Below are 19,200 nucleotides of genomic sequence, written 5' to 3'. Positions count from 1 at the left end.
AGCGGGCTGCCCGGGCTACTTCCGTCGGCGCAGGGTCGAGAAGATCCCCTGCACCACCTCTTTCGCGATGGTCCCCCCGAGCCCGCCGCCGAGCAGGTCGGACAGCGGGTCCGTCGACCGGCGCCTCGACGTCGTCCGGGTGCTCGACCGGGACGAGCCGCGCGAGCGCTTCGCCTCGGCGGCACGCTCGGCCCGCTCGAACTCGCGCTGCGTCCGCTCGTACTCCTGCTGCGCGCTCGCGTGTTCCCGCGCCTCGCGCTTCGCGTCCGCAGCAGCCTGCTTCGCGGCGGCGGCAGCCGCGCGCGCCGCCTCCTTGTCCGCCTCGGCCGCAGCGGCCTCGGCCGCCTCGTGCGCGTCGGCTGCCGCGGCCTCGGCAGCAGCTGCCTCCATCCGGCGGGCCAGCATCTCGTGCGCGGAGTCGGGGTCGACGCGGGTGCCGTAGGTGGCGAGCAGCGGGGACGAGGCGACCCGGGCCTCCAGGTCGGTGGCCGGCATCGGCTCCATCGATCCCTGCGGTGCACGCAACCGGGTCCACGCGACCGGGGTGGGGGCACCCTTCTCGTTCATCACCGTGACGATCGCCTCGCCGGTGGCCAGCGACGTCAGGACCTCACCCAGGTCGTAGCCACTCGTCGGGTACGTCGACACGGTTGCCCGCAGCGCCTTCGCGTCGTCGGGCGTGTGGGCACGGAGCTGGTGCTGCACGCGTGACCCGAGCTGCGCCAGCACGTCGTTCGGCACGTCCTTCGGGGTCTGCGTGACGAAGAAGATGCCGACGCCCTTCGACCGGATCAGTCGCACCGTGCGGGTGATCTGGTCGAGGAAGTCCTTCGAGGCACCGTCGAACAGCAGGTGGGCCTCGTCGAAGAAGAACACGAGCTTCGGCTTGTCCTGGTCGCCGACCTCGGGCAGCTCGTTGAACAGGTCCGCCAGCAACCACATCAGGAAGGTCGAGAACACCGCGGGCTGGTCCTGCACGCCGGGGACCTCGAGCAGGCTGACGATCCCCCGCCCGTCCGCCGCCGTCCGCAGGAAGACCTGGGTGTCGATCTCGGGTTCGCCGAAGAACTGGTCGGCGCCCTGGTCGGCGAACGTGATGAGCTCGCGCAGGATCACCCCGACGGTCTGCTTCGACAACCCACCCAGGTCGGCGAGCTCGGGCTTGCCGGCGTCGCTCGTCAGGAAGGTCAGGACGCTCCGCAGGTCGGTCAGGTCGACGAGCGGCAGCCCGGCCTGTTCGGCGTAGTGGAACACCAGCCCGAGCGAGGACTCCTGCGTGTCGTTCAGGCCGAGCACCTTCGACAGCAGCAGCGGACCGAACCCGGACACCGTCGCGCGGATCGGCACACCGGTCCCCTGCCCGCCGAGCGAGTAGAACTCCGCCTGGCTGGCAGCGGGCGCCCACTGCTGCCCGATGCCGGCCGTCCGCGCCAGCAGCTTGTCGCTGCTCGCCCCGGCGACGGCCAGGCCGGACAGGTCGCCCTTGATGTCCGCGGCGAACACCGGTACACCGTTCGCGGCGATCTGCTCCGCCAGCACCTGCAGCGTGCGGGTCTTGCCGGTGCCGGTCGCCCCCGCCACCAGCCCGTGTCGGTTGAGCATGCCGAGCGGGATGCGGACCTGCACGTCGGGCAGCGCCGCACCGTTCACCAGGGCGCCGAGTTCGAGTGCGCTGCCCTGCACGGTGTAGCCGTCGCGGATCGCGGCGACGCCGGCGTCGTCGAGCGGACCGACGGGAGGCTCGGTGCCGGCCGACGGCGCGGGCGCCGGTACCGCGGTGGCCGGGTCCGGGGCCGCGGGTGCGGGTGCGGGTGCGGGGGCGGGGGCGTCCGGCGCGGGGGCGTCCGGCGCAGGGGCGTCCGGCGCAGGGGCGTCGCTTGCGGGGGCTGCTGCAGCGAGTGCCGCTGCCAGTTCCTCGGCGCGGGCGACGGCCTGGTCAGCGAGTCGTCGTGCCTCGTCGGCGGCGGCCCGTGCTGCCTCGGCCGCTGCCCGTGCCTGCTCCACCGCGTCACTCATGGGCACAGCCTAGGGACGCGGCGGGTCGGGCGCCCGGGCGATCTCGCGACGTGCACCGACCCCGAACGACATGTCCGCTGTCGTTCGACGTCGGCGATGTCGCAGCGCGCGCAGCCCGCCACGTGCGCGGACCCCGAACGACAAGTCCGCTGTCGTACGACGTCGGTCATGTCGCGACACACGCACACGCGCAACTGACGACGCGGACCCGCGCCTCAGTGCGTCAGCGCCGGCACCGTCCGAGGTCGCACGACGATCCACAGCAGCAGGATCGCCACGGCCGACGTGCACGCCATGACCGCGGCCATCGGCGCCGCCTGCGAGATCCCGAGCACGCCGACGATCGGCGAGATGAGCCCCGCGACGCCGAAGTTCAGCGCCCCGAGCACCGACGCGGCCGTCCCCGCCTCTTTTCCGTGCGAGGCCAGGCCGATGACCTGGACGAGCGGGAACGAGAACCCGCACGCCGCGATGAAGAACCACAGCGGGATCAGCACGCCGACCAGCCCCGCGCCGAGCAGGTCGAGGACGATGATCGCGACGGCGGCCAAGAACAGCGTGGCGGTCGAGCACGCCAGGATCCACTGCGGCCCGACCCGCTGTGCCAGCCGTGCGGAGATCTGCACTCCGAGCACGACGCCGATCGAGTTGACGGCGAACAGCAACCCGTACTGCTGGGCGTCGAGTCCGTAGACGCCCTGGAACAGGAACGGCGACGCGCTGAGGTACGAGAACAACCCGCTGAACACCATCGCGCCGATCAGTGCGACGCCGACGAAGATCCGGTCGCTGAACAGGGCCTTGTACCGCTGCCCGATCGTCGAGTGTCCGGCCTCGTGCCGACGTGCCGGCGGCAGCGTCTCGACGATGAGCAGGATCGACGCGATGACGACCGCCAGGCCGTAGCAGGCCAGGAAGACGAAGATGCCGCGCCAGCTGGTGAACCGCAGCATCTGCGAGCCGATGAGCGGCGCGAGGATCGGGGCCAGGCCGTTCACCATCGCCAGCCGTGACAGCATGCGGACCAGGGGCTTGCCACCGAACAGGTCGCGCACCGTGGCCATCGCGACCACACCACCGGCCGCGGCGCCCATGCCCTGCAGGACACGGAACAGTCCGAGGACCTCGATGTTCGGCGCGGTCGCAGCGCCGATCGACGCGGCGATGTGCACCGTGGTGGCGATGATGAGCGGCAGGCGCCGGCCGACCTTGTCACTCCAGGGCCCGACCAGCAGCTGTCCGGCCGCGAACCCGAGCGTGGTGGCGGTGAGCGTGAGCTGCACGGCCCCGTCGGTGACGCCGAACTGCTGTTTGAGCGACGGGAACGCCGGCAGGTAGAGGTCGATCGTGAACGGGCCGAGCGCGGTCAGGGCGCCGAGCACGAAGACGTACACCAGGCGCTGGGCGCGGGACAGGGAGTCCCCGGGGTGCAGGATGACCCGGATCGAACCGGTGGTCGCGGGCGCGGTCACAGCAGGGTCCTTCGGCGGTGAGGGGCGGTTGGCGGGAGTGCGGTCGGCGACGATCGAATCGATTCGCCCGTGGAACCATCCTACGGGCGACGACCCCGCCCGCGACACCCGTTGCCGCGTCGCACCGCGTGTCGAGCACCCTGCCGCGCAGCCGGGACATCCCACCTGCGGTACCGTCGTACCGCCCGGGAGCCCTCGGGCCGGCACGGAAGAGGGGGTGGGCGTCATGGTGGACGCTCGGATCCTGCACACGACGGCAGCCCTGCGCGAGGCCATCCTGCGACTCGCCGCTGGTCGGCCCGTCTCGGAGATCACCGTCGCGGACGTCACCCGCGCCGCCGGCATCAACCGTGCGACGTTCTACTCGCACGCCGTCTCGCCCGGGTCGCTGCTGGCCGACGTCCTGACGCCGGAGCTCGACCACATCCGTGACGAGGACTCCGAGGCCCGTCGGGCAGCTGCCGAGCGTGGTGCCGACCGTGACGAGCTCGCGGCGATCACCCGGCGCGGCATCAACGCGGTCGTCGAGCACGTGGTCACGCACCGCGAGATCTACGTGCGGGCGCTCCCGGACCCGGACGACGGCTCGTTGCACCGGCTGCTCGTCGAGCACTTCACGCTGTCGAGCGCGATCCACATCCGCGAGCTCGACCCGGCCACGCGCCCCGACCTGCTCGACGACGTCGCGGCGGGCTTCGTCGCGCAGGGCTTCGTCGGTGCGATCGAGGCCTGGCTCGCTGGCCCGCGGCGCTCGCGCAAGGCCCTCGTCGACACGATCACCCTGTCGTTCCCCGCCTGGTGGAGCTGACCGGCCTGGTGGTGCTGACCGGCCTGGTGGAGCTGACCCGCCTGCGCGCGACCGGGTCGGAGACGACCCGATGACGGACGGGAGGCCCGGTGCCAGCTGGCACCGGGCCTCCTGTCCGTCAGCACGTCACGTCAGTGACGCGCCACCTGCGACATCCCGGTGAAGGACACCGCACCGAGGCCCGTCACGTCGTCGTACCCCTTCGCGGTGGTCAGCGACGTGTCGTGGTCGAGCGTGACCAGGAAGTCCTTGCCGCTGGTCGCACTGGTGTAGGCCAGGGCGATCGGCGACTTCGGGCTGGTCACGTCCGAGAACGCACTCGGCGTCGTCTTGTAGGTCGCGTACAGCGTCGGGTTGGCGAACCCGAGCCGGGTGTTGGTCGACTGCTGCACGAGTGCCGAGAGCGCTGCCGTCAGGGGCGAGGCCAGCGAGGTGCCGCCGTAGGTCTCGTTGACGAACTCCCCCGCGGCGAGCGTGGTGTCGTCGGTGATCGGACGGATGCCGATCGAGAACCCGGTGTACGGGTCGGCCAGCGCGGCCAGGTCCGGCGAGACGCGCTTGCCACCGGCCAGGGACGCCGGGACGACGCCCTTCTGGTAAGCGGGCTGGTCGAATAGCGTGCTCTGGCCACCACCGGCGCCTCCGCCGTCCAGGTTGCCGGGCAGCGCTGCCGCGTAGACGTTGCCGCGCGGGCTGCTGACGATCTGGTCGAGCACGTCGCCCCAGCCGGTCTCGAACGACTTCTTTCCGGTCTTGTCGATGCCGAGGCTGGTGCCGCCCACCGAGGTCACCCACGGGCTTGATGCCGGGAAGTCCGGCTGCGCGCTGCCGAGGGCGGCGGACTCGTCGCCGTGGTCGCCGCTGGAGAAGTACAGGCCGATGCCCTCACCGGCTGCCTGGATGTGCAGGTTCTCCTGGCCGCGGATGCTCGACAGCGGGACGTTCTCGCCGACGTCGCCGTAGCTGTTGCTGACGATCGAGGCCAGGCCCTGGTCGAGGATCTTCGACATCGCGACGTCCAGGCCACCGCCGCAGTTCGTGCCGCCGACGTACAGGATCTTGGCGGACGGAGCGACCGCGTGCACGGACTGCACGTCGAGGGTCTCCTCGCCCTGCCACCCGCTCGGCTGCTGGCAGAGCACCTGGTCGGTGAACTGCGACGGCGACGGGATGCGCTGCTGGAACGTGGCGCTCGTCAGGCCCGGCTCACCGTGCTGCTGCGAGTACGTGTTCGTGTCGTGGATGATCGTCGGCGAGGCGTAGGCGTCGATGATCGCGACCGTCTGGCCCTGACCGGAGACACCCTGCTTCGCCAGGGTGTCGACCCCGTACGCCGAGCGGATCTGCGACGGCACGTAGCCGCACGCGAAGGTCGGGACGACGGTCTTGCCGTACGCCGAGGGGACGGTCGCGGTGTGCTCACCGGCGTAGGCCGAGCACTTGGCGTTGATCCCGGTCGGTGCCGTCGCCTGCTGCTGCAGGGTCCGCGCCGGGGTCGACGTGGCGGGCGTCTGGCCCTGCTCGACGAGCTCGGGGTGGGTCAGCAGGCGTCCCTGGTCGACGCTGACGCCGCTCACGAGTCCGGCGATGGATGCCGGGAGGCTCGGTGCGGTCGACGGGGCGACCAGCGTCTGCTGGGCGTGCCGGTAGGAGTGCAGGGTCGTCCCGAGCACCGAGTTGACGACCGAGGCCGGTCCGCGGAACACGACGTACTCGTGGCTGGCGGGTACCGCGGTGATGGACAGGCCCTGCGCGCGCAGGAACCCGGTCACCTGGTCGACGTCGGCCTTGGTCGGCGCGTAGGCCGCGATCCAGGCCGCGGGCGTGAGCGGCTTGCGGTACTGCGGCGACCCGGGGGTGGACACCGCGGTGGCGAGTGCCTCGGCGCCGGCCTGGTTCTTCAGGGGCAGATATACCTCGCCCTCGACGTCGGTCGATGCGGCGACGGTGCCGGCGTCGTCGGACGCCGTGGCCCAGGCGGGCACGGAGTCCGGCAGGACCTGGCGCGTCGCGGCGTCGGCCGGACCGCCGGCGAACAGCACGGCACCGACGGTGCACGCGGCGGTGGTGACGGCGAGCGCGGTCAGGCGCCTGCGGGTGGAGGGGGTGGGAGAGCGTCGTTGCACGTCGGGTCCTCTCGGGAACTACATCGGCTGCGGTGAGCTGACTGTAGTAAGTACCGAGAACGAACGAACAGTCGGTGGTTCGACGGACTCCGGGTGTCACCCGGACGGGGGGTGACCCTGTCGCTGTGCTCAGCCCGTGTCCCCCGTGCCGGACTGGGCACGACGATGCTTCCTGAGTGCCGGCCGTGAACCCGGGGACGGGGGCTTGCGCTCGATGCGTGCAGTTGATGCTGGGCTTCCCGCGGCGTGCGTGCCCGCTGCGCTCAGTCGCGGGCGGGCTTCCCGCGGCGTGCGTGCCCGCCGCGCTCAGTCGCCGGCGGGCTTCGTGCCGCGCTGCAGCGACTCGACGACCGCGATCGCCCTGCCGACGGTCGCCGCGTCCGAGTCGGATCCCTGCACCCGGTAGTCGCCCGACAGTCCGTCTCCCCCCGTACCGGACGACGGCAGCGGGTCGCCGAGCGCGACGACCACGACCCCGGCGTCGTGCGCGGTCTGCACCGCACCGGTCAGGGCATCGGGGTCGGCTGCCTGGATCAGCAGGGCCTTGGCCCCGCGCCGGACCAGGTCACGGATGTCGCTCGTCTGCGACCCGGCCGGGTCGCTGGCGCTCGCCACGCGGACGTCGGGGCGGAAGCCCGCGGTCGTCAGGTCGGAGCGGAAGCGGTCGGGCAGCGCCACACCGCCCGAGGTCGCCCCGGGCGTGGCCGTGGCGGGCAGCAGGACGACGCCGATGACCGCATGCTGGTCGAAGCCCCCGTCCGAGCTGGTGAGGTCCGTGCTCTGCACCGGGGTCGGCGCCGCGGTGGTCGTGCCCGTGCAGCCGCTCACCGCGATGGCGGCAGCGAGCATCAGTCCGGCGGAGACCAGGGTGCGGCGCACGGTTCCTCCTCGTCGTGGGTCTGCCACGCTACCCGGTCTGCGCTGCCTGGTCGCTCGCAGGCGCTGCCTCGTCGCTCGCACGCGCTCCCTGGTCGCTCGCAGGCGCTGCCTCGTCGCTCGCACGCGCTCCCTGGTCGCTCGTGGGCGCTGCCTGGTCGCTCGTGGGCGGTGGGACGTGGCCCAGGCGGACCACGGCGAGCAGCCCGACGAGCGCGATGACGATCATGGCGGCGAACACCGCGGCGAACGCCATCGGGTCGCTCCGCCCGCCCAGCCCGGTGAACAGCAGCCCCGCGACGGCCAGCCCGACCACGCTGCCGGCGGCGTCCGCGATCGTCAACGCCGAGCTGGCGAACCCGTCGTCGCCTTCGGTCGAGAACCGCAGTGTGAGCATCGACGTGCGCGGGTAGGCGATGCCCATGCCCGCACCGCCGACGAACCACCCGGCGACGAGCACCCACACGGGCAGGTCCGCGAGCGCTACGGCCAGCGCGGCCACCAGGCTCACGAGCACCAGCCCGAGGCCGACGGCGAACGCCCGGGCAGCGGTGAGCCGCCGCTCCCCCATCCGGCCGTGCACCCAGCTCGCACCCGCCCAGCTCAGCGCGGCGACGGTCAGCGCCAACCCGGCGGCCGACGGCGACAGCCCGTGCTGGGCCTGCAGCAGGAACGGCACGTAGGCCTCGCTGCCGAAGAAGCCCGCCGCCAGCACGCCGCGCAGCAGGACGACCGACGGCAGCCCCGGAGCCGCCGTGAGCGTCCGCCTCGGCAGCAGCGGGCGGAGCGCGAACCACGCGCCACCGAGCCCGACCACCACGGCGGCGATCCGGAGCGCGACAGGCAGGTCCGGCGCCACGTTGAGCAGCAGCACCGCGACCGCTGCACCCGCCGACCAGGCGATCCGCCCGCGCTGCCACGGCGGACGGAGCGCCACGGCCGGTGCCTGCAGACGGCCGAGCGTCGGCACGAGCAGGGCGAACGCGGCGACGGCGATCACGAGCGCACCCGCGAACACCCAATGCCAGCTGAACAGGTCGGTGACGATGCCGGCGAGCGCGGGACCGACGAGCGCGGGCACGACCCACGCGGCCGCGAACCCGGCGAACACGGGGCCGTGCAGGTCCTCGGGGAAGATCCGGGCGACCAGCACGTACAGCACGACGTCGATCGCACCCGCACCGAACCCCTCGACCAGGCGGCCGGCCAGGAACACCGGCATCGTCGGCGCGAGCATCACGATGGCGGTCCCGATCGCGAACAGGGACGCGGACACCCACGCGACGACCCGGCCGCCGGCTCGGTCGGTCCAGTTGCCCGCGAGCACCATGCCCGGCACACCGGCGGCCAGCGGGGCGGCGAAGCTCAGCGAGTACAGGGTCTCGCCGTGCAGGTCGCGGCTGATCTCCGGCATGATCGTCGTCATCGCCAGGTTCTGGAATGCCGCGACGGCCACGATCGCCACCATGCCGATGGTCGGGAGCGCGAGGCCCCGACTGAACAGGGTGGTCCGCGTCGCCGTCGTCGTCACGCGGTTCATCGTAGGGCCGGCCGGTGACGGCGGGTCGACGGGCGGGGGGTGCCGCCGGTGCACGGCCGCGCGTCCGGTGGGGTCAGCGGCGGAGTGCCTGCTGCACGTCGGCCACCAGGTCGCCGGCGTCCTCGATGCCGACCGACAGCCGCACGACGTTCTCGGGCACGGCGAGCTCGGTGCCCTTGACCGAGGCATGCGTCATCTCGCTCGGGTACCCGATCAGGGACTCCACCCCGCCGAGCGACTCGGCGAGCGCGAACACCTCGGTCGACTCCGCGAACCGCTTGGCCGCGTCGGCACCCCCGGCCAGCGCGACCGAGAGCATGCCGCCGAACCCACGCATCTGTCGGCTGGCGACGTCGTGCCCGGGGTGGTCGGGCAGTCCGGGGTAGTAGACACGCTCGATCGCGGGATCGCCGACCAGGGCCTCGGCGACGGCCTGCGCGTTCCGCGAGTGCCGTTCCATGCGCACGGACAGGGTCTTGATGCCGCGGATCGTCAGCCAGGCGTCGAACGGCGACGAGATCGCCCCGGCACCGAACTGCACGAAGCCGACCCGTTCGGCCAGTTCCGGGTCCTTGAGCACGATCGCACCGCCGACGATGTCGGAGTGCCCGCCCAGGTACTTCGTCGTGGAGTACGCCACCACGTCGGCGCCGAGCGACAGCGGCTGCTGCAGCGCCGGTGACGCGAAGGTGTTGTCCACGACGACGAGCGCCCCCGCGGCGTGCCCGACCTCGGCCAGCACGGCGACGTCGGCGATCTTCATGAGCGGGTTGGTCGGGGTCTCGACCCACAGCACGGTGGTGGCCGGTGCACCGTCGAGCGCAGCACGCACCAGGTCGACGTCGCTCATGTCGACCACCACGAGCTCCACACCCCACGGCACGTGCAGGCGGTTCACCAGGCGGTGGGTCCCGCCGTAGACGTCGTTGCCCATCACGACGCGGGCCCCGGGGACCAGCACCGAGCGCAGCAGGGCGTCCTCGGCAGCCAGACCGGACGAGAACGAGTACGCGGCCGCGCCGCCGTCCAGGTCGGCGAGCAGCGTCTGCAGCGAGTCACGCGTCGGGTTGCCGGACCGCGAGTACTCGTAGCCGTTCCGCATCCCGCCCACGCCGTCCTGCACGTACGTCGAGGTCAGGTGCAGCGGGGGGATGACGGCGCCGGTGGCAGCGTCCGGCTCTTGGCCGGCGTGGACGGCGCGGGTGTCGAACTCGGTCATGTGGTGGTCCTTCAGATCGCATCGGACGGGAGGCCCTGGTCGGCTGGGCGCGGACAGCACGTCACGCGCGTGGCCGGGACTACTCCGACAGGTAGGTGAGCAGGTCGTGTCGCGTCAGCACGGTGACGGGTTTGCCGTCCTCGACGACCAGCAGCGCGTCGACGTCCTCGAGTGCACGGCGCGCACCCGAGACGGACTCGCCGATGCCGATCAGCGGGAGCGGCTCGCCGACGAACCCGGTCAGGGCGTCCGCCATCTTCGCGGTCCCGGTGAAGACCTGCTCGAGCAGGTCCTTCTCGGCGACGGCGCCGATCACCTCGCCGATGACGACGGGTGGTTCCGCGCTCAGCACGGGCATCTGCGAGACGCCGTACTTGGTCATGATGTCGACGACCTCGCGCACGGAGTCGGTGGGGTGGGCGTGCACCAGGTCCGGCAGTCGGCCGTCCTTGCCGGCGATCAGGGACCCGACCGTGCGGGCGTCGTCGGTCTCGGCGAACCCGTACGAGCGCATCCAGCGGTCGTTGAAGATCTTGCCGAGGTAGCCGCGGCCGCCGTCGGGCAGCAGCACGACCACGACGTCGTCCTCGGTCAGGTCACGAGCGGCCCGCAGCGCGGCGACGACGGCCATGCCGCTGGAGCCGCCGACCAGCAGTCCCTCCTGTTGGGCGAGCCGTCGGGTCATCGCGAAGGACTCCGCGTCCGACACGGCGATGATCTCGTCCGGCACGTCGGGGTCGTAGGCGCTCGGCCAGAAGTCCTCGCCGACGCCCTCGACCAGGTACGGACGCCCGGTCCCGCCCGAGTACACCGATCCCTCGGGGTCGGCGCCGATGATCCGGACCCCGCCGTCGGACACCTCGTTCAGGAACCTGCCGGTGCCGGTGATGGTGCCGCCGGTACCGACGCCGGCGACGAAGTGCGTGACGCGCCCCTCGGTGTCGCGCCAGATCTCCGGACCGGTGGTCTCGTAGTGGCTGCGCGGGCCGTTCGGGTTCGCGTACTGGTTCGGCTTGTAGGCACCGGGGATCTCGCGGACCAGCCGGTCGGACACCGAGTAGTACGACTCGGGGTGGTCCGGCGCGACGGCGGTCGGCGTGACGACGATCTCGGCGCCGTAGGCCGTCAGCACGTTCCGCTTGTCCTCGCCGACCTTGTCGGGCAGGACGAACACGCAGCGGTAGCCGCGCTGCTGGGCGACCAGTGCCAATCCGACGCCCGTGTTGCCCGAGGTCGGTTCGACGATCGTGCCGCCGGGGCGCAACTCGCCGGATGCCTCGGCCGCGTCGAGGATCCGCGTGGCGATGCGGTCCTTCGACGAGCCGCCCGGGTTGAGGTACTCGACCTTGACCAAGACCGTCGCCCGGATCCCCTCGGTGACACGGTTCAGCCGGACGAGCGGGGTGTCGCCGACGAGGTCGACGACCGAGTTCGCGTAACGCACACGGCGAGTCTAGGCGCGGCCCCCGACGGCCTCACCGTTCGAGACGCCCGGTTGCGCGTTGCGACTCGACGTGCGCCGTCACCGCCGCCGACACCTCTTGCCGGCGCCGCTCGATGACGTCGCCCATGTCGCGTGCCAGGGCCGGCGTGGACCGGACGACCTGGTCGAGCGCGGTCGCCGGGACCACCAGCACGGCGACCTCGGTCCGGGCGACGGCGGTGGTGAGCAGCGCCTCTCTGGTGAGCGCCGTCTGGCCGAGGTAGTCACCGGCCTCGACACGACTCGTGGGAAGCTCGGCGTCCTCGAAGGGCACCCGGAGGTCGGCGCTGCCGGACAGCACGAACCGCACGGCGTCGGGCACCGTGCCGGCGGACTGCACGACCTCGCCGGCGGCGTACCGCTCGAGCCGGACGACGGGCGCGAGCGCCGCGGCGTCGTCCCCGGTCAGGTACAGCGTCGGCGAGATCAGCGCGAGCGCTGCATCGCGCCGTTCGTCGGTCACGAAGTCGTCGGTCGTGTCGCCGTCCAGGCCGAGCCCCGCACGGCGCGCCGCGTACCAGAGCCACATCCGGAACGTCGCCAGCGCGGCGGCCTCCTGCGACGGCCCGCGGACCTCGAAGGCGACCTCGTACGCCGTCCCGCCCTTCGGCGCCGCGCTCGGCGACGTGCCGGGAACCAGCTGGGGCAGGACGGACGCGACCTGCGTGAGCAGGCCGACCACGGCTGCCGGAGCGTCGTCCGTCGTGAAGGTGAACTCCGTCGCGACCGGGAACGTTCCTCCTGTCCGGCTCAGGTTCGTGAACGAAGCACCGGCCAACGACGAGTTCGGGGTGATCAGGATGCCGTCGGCGGTCTCGATGTGCACCGACCGCCAGTTCACCTCGACCACGCGACCACGCGTGCCGCCCACGTCGAGCCAGTCCCCCATCCGGAAGGGCTGCTCGAAGAGCAGGAACAGGCCCGCGATGACCGGTCCCACGGCGGACTGCAGCGCCAGGCCGATCACGAGCGACCCGACGCCGAGCGCGGTGAACACCCCGCCGACGTCCGCGTCCCACACGACGCGGAACACCAGCGCCAGCCCGAGCGCGATCAGGACGATCCGGCCGATGTCGACGAAGATCGACGGGATCTTCTCGCGCCAGCTGCCCTTGCGTGCGTTCGTGAACAGCAGGATGTTCAGGCCGTTCAGTACGAAGACGATCACCAGGAACCCGAGCACCGTCGCGATGATGCGGTTCGTCGTGAGCTGTCCCGGGTCGACCGCGTCGGTGACCTGCACGGACAGGATGAGGATCGCGATGAGCGGTACCACGGCGTTCCGGAGCAGCCCGACGATCTTGTACAGGTCGTTGCCGCGTCGCTGCAGGCTCGACTGCAGCTCCGTCAACACCAGCAGCGTCACCGGCAGCCCGACGATCACCACGATCGCGGGCCAGAACCAGGACTGCTCCCAGACCGCGGTCATGCGCTCGGCCGTTCGAGCTTCCACACCCGCTGCGGGCCGGACTGCGTCTGGACCTCGCCGACGTCGCGCGCATCGGCGCGGTCACCGAGCTTGTCGACCACGCGCTGCGTCGCGTACACCCCCGGCGCGGGCGCGATGCCCTGCACCCGGTACGCCAGGGCGACCGCGTCGCCCCACATGTCGTAGACGATGCTCGACCGTCCGACCAGGCCACTCGTGACCTGCCCGGTGTCGACGCCCGCCCGCAGCGCCAACGAGGCGCCGTGCTGGGCGTTGAACCGTTCGAGCACCCCCTGGGCCTCGGCCGCGAAGTCGACCACTCGGCGCACGTTGTCCACGCGCGGGATGCTCAGGCCGCAGCTGGCCAGGTAGCCACTGCGGGTCGTCCGCACGCGCTCGATGCCGTGGCGCGACGCCGCCTCGTCGAACGAGCGCCACACGTCGTTCACGAGCGACAGCGACGCTTCGGCCGTCAGCCCAGCGGCCAGGTCGTCGATCCCGATGATGTCGGCGTAGACCACCGCGACGTCCTGGTGGTCCTCGGCGATCGTCTCGTCGCCCTGCTTGTAGCGCCGCGCGACCTCTTCCGGCATGAGCGTCAGCAGCATCGTGTCGTTCTGACGGCGCTGCTCGTCCAGCAGATCCTGCTTCACCCGCAGGCCGCGGCTCATGTCGTTGAACGCCACCCCCAGGTCACCGATCTCGTCGCCCGGCTTCGTCCGCACCTCGACCCCGATCTCGCCGGCACTGACCCGGTTGACCGCGGTCTGCAGTCGGCGGATCGGCCGGACGAAGACCTGCGCGAGCACCAGCGACAGCAGACTCACCAGGACGATGATGCCGACCAGCGCGAGACCGATGTTCCGCGTCAGGTCGTTCACCGGCGCGAAGGCCTCGGCGGTGTCCATCTGCGCCACGACCACCCAGCGCAGCCCGTCCACCTCGAGTGGAGCGTAGGCGGCCAAGGTCTCCTTGCCTCGGTGGTCGTTCGCGATGACGGTGCCGGTCTTCCCTTGCAAGGCCCGGGTCACGGGGGTGGTGTTCACCTGCTGCAGGAGGACCGAGCCCTTCACCGCGACCTCGCGCTTCGCCGTCGCCGGTGCCGTACCGGCGGCGATCACGTCCTGCTCGTACTGCTTCGGGTGCTCGATGAGCTGGCGCGGGTACGAGCGCATCAGGTGGTCGTCCCCGACCAGGTAGGACTCCCCGGTGTCCCCGAGCCCGTCGCTCTTCCACCCCTGGTCACCCGTCATCACCTGGTTGATCAAGTCGATGGGCACCTGCACGGCCATCACCCCGAGGACCGCACCGTCCTGCGAGACCGGACTCATGACCCACAGCGTCGGGACGTTCAGACTCGGGACGTAGCGCGCGAAGTCGGTCACCACGATGGCGTCGGAACTCGTCAACTGGAGTGCCTGCTGGTACCCGGACGCCAAGTTCGTGTCGCGGTACGGGCCGTTCTCCAGATCGGACCCCAGGTCGGCACCGCCGTAGGCCGAGTACACGACGTCGCCGTCGGTGTTCATCAGCAGCAGGTCCTCGTAGCCCTGGGCCTCGACCGCCTGCCGGAAGTACGACTGGTACTCGGCGTGCGCCGCACTCCACGCGCTGCCGTCGCCCGCGTCGTCCTGCTGGATGGCCTTGTCGTAGTCGTCGAACGGCGCCGTGTACCGCGCCTGCAGGTAGGTCTGCGGATCACGCGTCGGCGCGAACTGCTCCGGGTTCGCGGTCCCACCGCTCCGGCTGTCCAGCTGCGGGATGAACGTGTCCTGGTACCACCGGTCGACAGCCGACTGGTCACCGGACGACACCGGTTTCGTCTGCAGATCGCGCCACCCGGCTTCGAAGTCCTTCGTCGCGCCGATCACGCTGGCGTTGCGGCTCTGTGAGACCACCGTCTGCGTGAACTGGTCGAAGGAACGCTTGAGCTCGGTGATGCGGGACTCGCGCAGCGACGTGACCTGGTTGAGTGCTGCGGCCTGCAGGGAGTTCCGGCCGTTGACGTACCCGACGGCGCCGATCACCAGGGCCGCCAGGACGCTCACGCCCAGCAGCATCACGAGCAGCTTCGACTGGATGTCCAGCGAGCCCGTCGTCCGGAAGCGCCGCCAGCGGCTCCGCCGCTGGGGTGCCGGGTCGGAGCGGGGAGCTCCGGATGCCGATGGCGGGATCGGGTCGGGACCGGCGGTGGGCGAGGTCGCCGTTCTGGCGGACCGGGCGGCCGTGTCGGGGTTCGAGTCGGCGTTCGTGTTCGTGCCGGCGTTCGTGCCGGCGGAGCCGGCGTCCGGAGCGGGCGGAGGGAATGCGTTCACGGAGACTGCGATCAAGACCTCGCTGGTACGGCGAGCCACGGGTCGTGCAACGCCGCTGATTCGACGTGCTTCCACCTGTATCACGCGAGCAACACTCGCGTCCGTCGGCACTCGCGTCCGTGTCCGGCGAACTGTCCGCTAAGCGCTCACCTGCGTGATCCTCGCGCTCACCTGCGTGATCCTCGCGCTCGCCTGCGTGATCGTCGCGCTCGCCTGCGTGATCGTCGCGCTCGCCTGCCGGCTGCCACACCGTGAGCACAGGAGGGCTGGTCCGCCGTCAGTGGCCGACGGCGTCGACCGGCGCTGCCTGCTGCTGGTGCAGGGTCGCGTAGATGCCGTCCAGCGCCAGGAGTTCGTCATGGGTGCCCTGCTCGACGATGCGTCCGTGGTCGAGCACGAAGATGACGTCCGCGTCGCGCACGGTCGACAGGCGGTGCGCGATCGAGATCGTCGTGCGTCCCCGGGCTGCGGCGTCGAGTGCGGTCTGGACGACCCGCTCGGAGATGGAGTCGAGCGCGCTGGTGGCCTCGTCGAGCACGAGCACCGGCGGGTCCTTGAGCATCACGCGGGCGATGGCGATCCGCTGCTTCTCGCCGCCGGAGAGCCGGTACCCACGCTCCCCCACCACGGTGTCGTAGCCGTCGGGGAACGAGGCGATGGTCTCGTGGATGTTGGCTGCCCTGGCGGCGTGTTCGAGTTCGGCGTCGGTGGCGTCCGGCTTGGCGTACCGCAGGTTGTCGCCGATGGTGGCGTGGAACAGGTAGGTCTCCTGGCTCACGATCCCGACGTGTCGCATGAGGTCCTCGTGCTCGAGGTCGCGCACGTCCGCCCCGGCGAACCGCACCGACCCCTCGGTCGCCTCGTACAGCCGTGGCACCAGGTACGACACCGTCGTCTTGCCCGCCCCGGACGGCCCGACGAACGCGGCGAACTGCCCCGGTTGGAGTTCGAAGGAGACGCCGCGCAGGGTCGGCTTGTCGGCTTCGCCGTCCGGGTAGGTGAAGGTGACGTCCTCGAACGCCACGTGCCCGACCCGGCGCTCGTCGACCTCGGCGGCAGCGGGCGCGTCGGTGATCGCGGGCTTCAGGTCGAGGTACTCGAAGATCCGCGCGAACAGCGCCCCGGAGGTCTGCAGGTCGAGCACGACCCGCAGCAACCCCACCGTGGGGAACAGCAGCCGCGACTGCACGGTCGTGAACGCGACGATCGTGCCCGCGGTGATCGGGACCCCGCCGAGGATCAGGTAGGCGGCCACCAGGTAGATGATCGCCGGGATGATCGACAGGAAGATCTGCACGATGGCGAAGAACCACTGCCCGGACATCTGCTGCCGGACCTGCAGCGAGATCTGGTTGCGGTTCTCGTCACCGTATCGGTGGGTCTCACTGCGCTGCTGGTTGAAGCTCTTGGCGAGCAGGATGCCCGAGACGCTCAGTGCCTCTTGCGTGATGGCCGTCATGTCCGACAGCGACTCCTGCGTCTGCCCCGCGATCTTGGCGCGGACCTGCCCGACCCGGCGCTGCGCGATGACCAGCAGGGGCAACAGCACCACCGCCACGATCGTCATCTGCCAGCTGAGCAGCAGCATCGCCACCACGGCCGCGATGACGATGACGGTGTTGCCGAGAACCGACGAGATCGTGTTGTTCAGGACGCTCGCCACACCCCCGACGTCGTTCTGCAGGCGGGACTGGATGACGCCCGTCTTGGTGCGGGTGAAGAACGCCAGTTCCATGCGCTGCAGGTGCGCGAAGAGCCGCATCCGGAGCGCGCCCATCACCTTGTTGCCCACGGTCGCGGTCAGGTACGTCTGCCACACCCCGACGCCCGCACTCGCGATCCAGAGCACGACCATCGCCGTGACCAACCAGACCAGCACGGGCACGTCCGGGGTCCCCGACTTCGGGAACAGGCCGAGGTCGAACGCCTTCTGGGTCAGGAGCGGCGGGATCACCGACAGCGCGGCACCGATCAGCACCAGCACGACCGTGAAGACGATCGAACGGCGGTGCGGGACGAACAACCCGGCGATCCGACGCAACAGGTGGGGGACCTCGGGCGCCTGTGCGTTCGCGGCGCGCTGCGCGTCGAAGTCGCCGCTCGAGATGCGACCGCCGTGGCCGCCACCGCGCATCATGCTCATGCGAGTTCCCTTCCGCTCGGAGGGCCCGATCGGTCATCCGCGAGAGCAAATGTATCCCCGCGGTACGACAGCCGTGACGCGCGTCGGGACATCTGTGGAGAAGGCCGCTGACAGCGGAATTGACCCGTTCCAGAGGCCGTGCGAGCATGACCCGTCCCGTCCCCCGACCACGAGGTCCCATGTCGTCCGCGCCGCCCCGTCCTGCTCCGCCCCTCCGCCACCAGCTCGCCCGGCGGAAGCCGATCGACCAGCTGCAGGCCGATGCCGCAGCGGGTGTGGACGGCCAGCCGCTCCGCCGGACCCTGGGCGTCTGGCACCTGACGATGATCAGTGTCGGCGCGACGCTCGGCACGGGGATCCTGGTCGTCCTCGGCACGGCGGTCCCGCTCGCCGGCCCCGCGGTCTGGATCTCCTTCGTCCTTGCGGGTGTCGCGGCGCTGCTGTCCGCGCTGTCCTACGCCGAGATGGCTGGTGCGGTGCCGACCTCGGGCTCCAGCTACTCGTACACGTACGCGACGATGGGCGAGGGCATCGCATGGGTCTGCGGCTGGTGCCTCGTGCTCGAGTACGCCGTCTCCGTCGCGGCGGTCGCCGTGGGCGCGAGCGAGTACGTGGACGAGACGCTGCGGGTGTTCGGCCTGCACCTGCCGACGGTGCTCTCCGCTCCCCCGGGTGACGGCGGTCTGGTGAACCTGCCCGCGGCGGCGCTCGTGCTGATCGCCACAGCCGTGCTGCTGCCGGGTGCCCGTGAGAGCGCGTGGGTGAACACGCTCATGGTGCTCGTGAAGATCGCCTTGCTCGTCTTCTTCGTCGTCGTGGCGTTCACGGCGTTCCGCGCCGGCAACTTCGCGCCGCTCGCCCCGATGGGAGCCGCCGGTGTGACCGCGGCGGCGTCGCGGTTGTTCTTCTCGTACATCGGGTTCGATGCCGCGTCGACCGCCGGGGAAGAAGCGAAGGACCCGCGCCGCGACCTGCCCCGGGCGATCATCGGTTCGATCGTGATCATCACCGTGCTCTACATCCTGGTGGCGATCGCGGCGATCGGCGCCCGCCCGTGGGAGTCGTTCTCGTCGACCGAGGCCTCGCTCGTGCGCATCGTCGTCGACGTCACCGGTCGGCCCTGGGTCGCGCTGGTGTTCTCGATCGGCGCCGTCATCGCCATCGCCAGCGTCGTCCTGACGGTTCTGTACGGCCAGACCCGCGTGTTGCTGACCATGGCCCGCGACGGTCTGGTGCCGAAGGTCTTCGGTCGTGTCTCGCCGCGCACCGGCACCCCGGTCGCCAACACCCTCATCGTCGGGCTGGTCGTCACCGTCGTGGCCGCGCTCGTCCCGCTCGGCGAGCTCGCCGATGCGACGAGCATCGGCACGCTGGTGGCGTTCGCCCTGGTCAACGTGTCGGTGATCATCCTGCGCCGCTCGCAGCCACACCTGGAGCGCTCGTACCGCGTCCCACTGTTCCCGGTCGTCCCCGTCCTCGGCACCCTGTGCTGCGTGCTGCTCGCGGTCTTCCTCGGCGCCGGCACCTGGATCGCGTTCGGCGTGTGGATGCTCGCCGGTGCCGCGCTGTACCTGCTCTACGGCCGCCGTCACAGCACCCTGTCCTGAGCCACCCGCGCCGCTGCCCCCTCCCCTCCCGCCCCCGAACTGTCGACCTCGCGAAAGCGACAGTTCTCCGCGAACGTTCCGGCCCGAACTGTCGTTCTGACGGGAGTAACGGTGCGGGTCCGGCCCGATCTGTCCCTATGGCGAGGTGGTCGCGGTGCCCAGCCCG

General features: G+C 71.2%; 12 protein-coding genes. 2 read left to right on the top strand and 10 right to left on the bottom strand.

Annotated elements, in window-relative coordinates:
* Nucleotides 1-15 precede the first annotated feature (15 nt).
* On the bottom strand, nt 16-2,016 hold the full coding sequence (locus ACLBWP_RS07605) for a helicase HerA-like domain-containing protein (RefSeq protein WP_447654706.1): 2,001 nt from the start codon (nt 2,014-2,016) through the stop codon (nt 16-18).
* Between the two features lie 215 nt (nt 2,017-2,231).
* Nucleotides 2,232-3,488 carry a multidrug effflux MFS transporter gene (locus ACLBWP_RS07600; protein ID WP_447654705.1) on the bottom strand — a complete coding sequence of 419 codons (1,257 nt, stop codon included), beginning with the start codon at nt 3,486-3,488 and terminating at the stop codon, nt 2,232-2,234.
* A 226-nt stretch (nt 3,489-3,714) separates the two neighbouring features.
* Between ACLBWP_RS07600 and ACLBWP_RS07595 the strand changes: the two genes are divergently transcribed.
* The gene (locus tag ACLBWP_RS07595) at nt 3,715-4,296 is read left to right on the top strand and encodes a TetR/AcrR family transcriptional regulator (protein WP_447654704.1); all 582 of its coding nucleotides are present in this window, start codon (nt 3,715-3,717) and stop codon (nt 4,294-4,296) included.
* Nucleotides 4,297-4,427: 131 nt separating this feature from the next.
* Here ACLBWP_RS07595 and ACLBWP_RS07590 read toward each other — a convergent pair whose 3' ends face one another.
* The 8 genes from ACLBWP_RS07590 to ACLBWP_RS07555 all read right to left on the bottom strand — a co-directional run bounded on the left by ACLBWP_RS07590 (nt 4,428) and on the right by ACLBWP_RS07555 (nt 17,427).
* The gene (locus ACLBWP_RS07590; RefSeq protein WP_447654703.1) at nt 4,428-6,422 is read right to left on the bottom strand and encodes a S53 family peptidase; all 1,995 of its coding nucleotides are present in this window, start codon (nt 6,420-6,422) and stop codon (nt 4,428-4,430) included.
* Between the two features lie 306 nt (nt 6,423-6,728).
* Entirely contained in the window at nt 6,729-7,301 is a 573-nt protein-coding gene (locus tag ACLBWP_RS07585) for a substrate-binding domain-containing protein (RefSeq protein ID WP_447654702.1), read from the bottom strand.
* A gap of 28 nt (nt 7,302-7,329) precedes the next feature.
* Nucleotides 7,330-8,829, bottom strand: a complete 1,500-nt coding sequence (locus ACLBWP_RS07580) for an MFS transporter (protein ID WP_447654701.1) — start codon at nt 8,827-8,829, stop codon at nt 7,330-7,332.
* 82 nt (nt 8,830-8,911) lie between these two features.
* On the bottom strand, nt 8,912-10,057 hold the full coding sequence (locus ACLBWP_RS07575) for a cystathionine gamma-synthase (protein ID WP_447654700.1): 1,146 nt from the start codon (nt 10,055-10,057) through the stop codon (nt 8,912-8,914).
* Nucleotides 10,058-10,136: 79 nt separating this feature from the next.
* A complete protein-coding gene (locus ACLBWP_RS07570; RefSeq protein WP_447654699.1) occupies nt 10,137-11,501 on the bottom strand; it encodes a cystathionine beta-synthase in 1,365 nt (454 codons plus the stop codon).
* Between the two features lie 31 nt (nt 11,502-11,532).
* The gene (locus tag ACLBWP_RS07565; protein WP_447654698.1) at nt 11,533-12,969 is read right to left on the bottom strand and encodes a mechanosensitive ion channel domain-containing protein; all 1,437 of its coding nucleotides are present in this window, start codon (nt 12,967-12,969) and stop codon (nt 11,533-11,535) included.
* Nucleotides 12,966-15,284 (bottom strand): adenylate/guanylate cyclase domain-containing protein, encoded by a 2,319-nt coding sequence (locus ACLBWP_RS07560; protein ID WP_447654697.1) that lies wholly within the window; start codon nt 15,282-15,284, stop codon nt 12,966-12,968. The genes ACLBWP_RS07565 and ACLBWP_RS07560 overlap by 4 nt, the downstream gene beginning before the upstream one ends.
* Nucleotides 15,285-15,561: 277 nt before the next feature.
* The gene (locus ACLBWP_RS07555) at nt 15,562-17,427 is read right to left on the bottom strand and encodes an ABC transporter ATP-binding protein (protein ID WP_447654696.1); all 1,866 of its coding nucleotides are present in this window, start codon (nt 17,425-17,427) and stop codon (nt 15,562-15,564) included.
* 179 nt (nt 17,428-17,606) lie between these two features.
* Between ACLBWP_RS07555 and ACLBWP_RS07550 the strand changes: the two genes are divergently transcribed.
* Nucleotides 17,607-19,034, top strand: a complete 1,428-nt coding sequence (locus ACLBWP_RS07550) for an APC family permease (RefSeq protein ID WP_447654695.1) — start codon at nt 17,607-17,609, stop codon at nt 19,032-19,034.
* Nucleotides 19,035-19,200: the final 166 nt, after the last annotated feature.

It is taken from the genome of Microbacterium sp. M1A1_1b (assembly GCF_053345565.1).
Note: the sequence above shows the minus strand (reverse complement) of the source record. Positions and strands in the feature narration are given on the sequence as shown.

Coding starts and splice junctions, on each gene's coding strand:
- ACLBWP_RS07605 (WP_447654706.1), bottom strand. CDS start 2,016: ATGAGTGACGCGGTGGAGCAGGCACGGGCAGCGGCCGAGGCAGCACGG.
- ACLBWP_RS07595 (WP_447654704.1), top strand. CDS start 3,715: ATGGTGGACGCTCGGATCCTGCACACGACGGCAGCCCTGCGCGAGGCC.
- ACLBWP_RS07575 (WP_447654700.1), bottom strand. CDS start 10,057: ATGACCGAGTTCGACACCCGCGCCGTCCACGCCGGCCAAGAGCCGGAC.
- ACLBWP_RS07565 (WP_447654698.1), bottom strand. CDS start 12,969: ATGACCGCGGTCTGGGAGCAGTCCTGGTTCTGGCCCGCGATCGTGGTG.
- ACLBWP_RS07555 (WP_447654696.1), bottom strand. CDS start 17,427: ATGAGCATGATGCGCGGTGGCGGCCACGGCGGTCGCATCTCGAGCGGC.
- ACLBWP_RS07550 (WP_447654695.1), top strand. CDS start 17,607: ATGTCGTCCGCGCCGCCCCGTCCTGCTCCGCCCCTCCGCCACCAGCTC.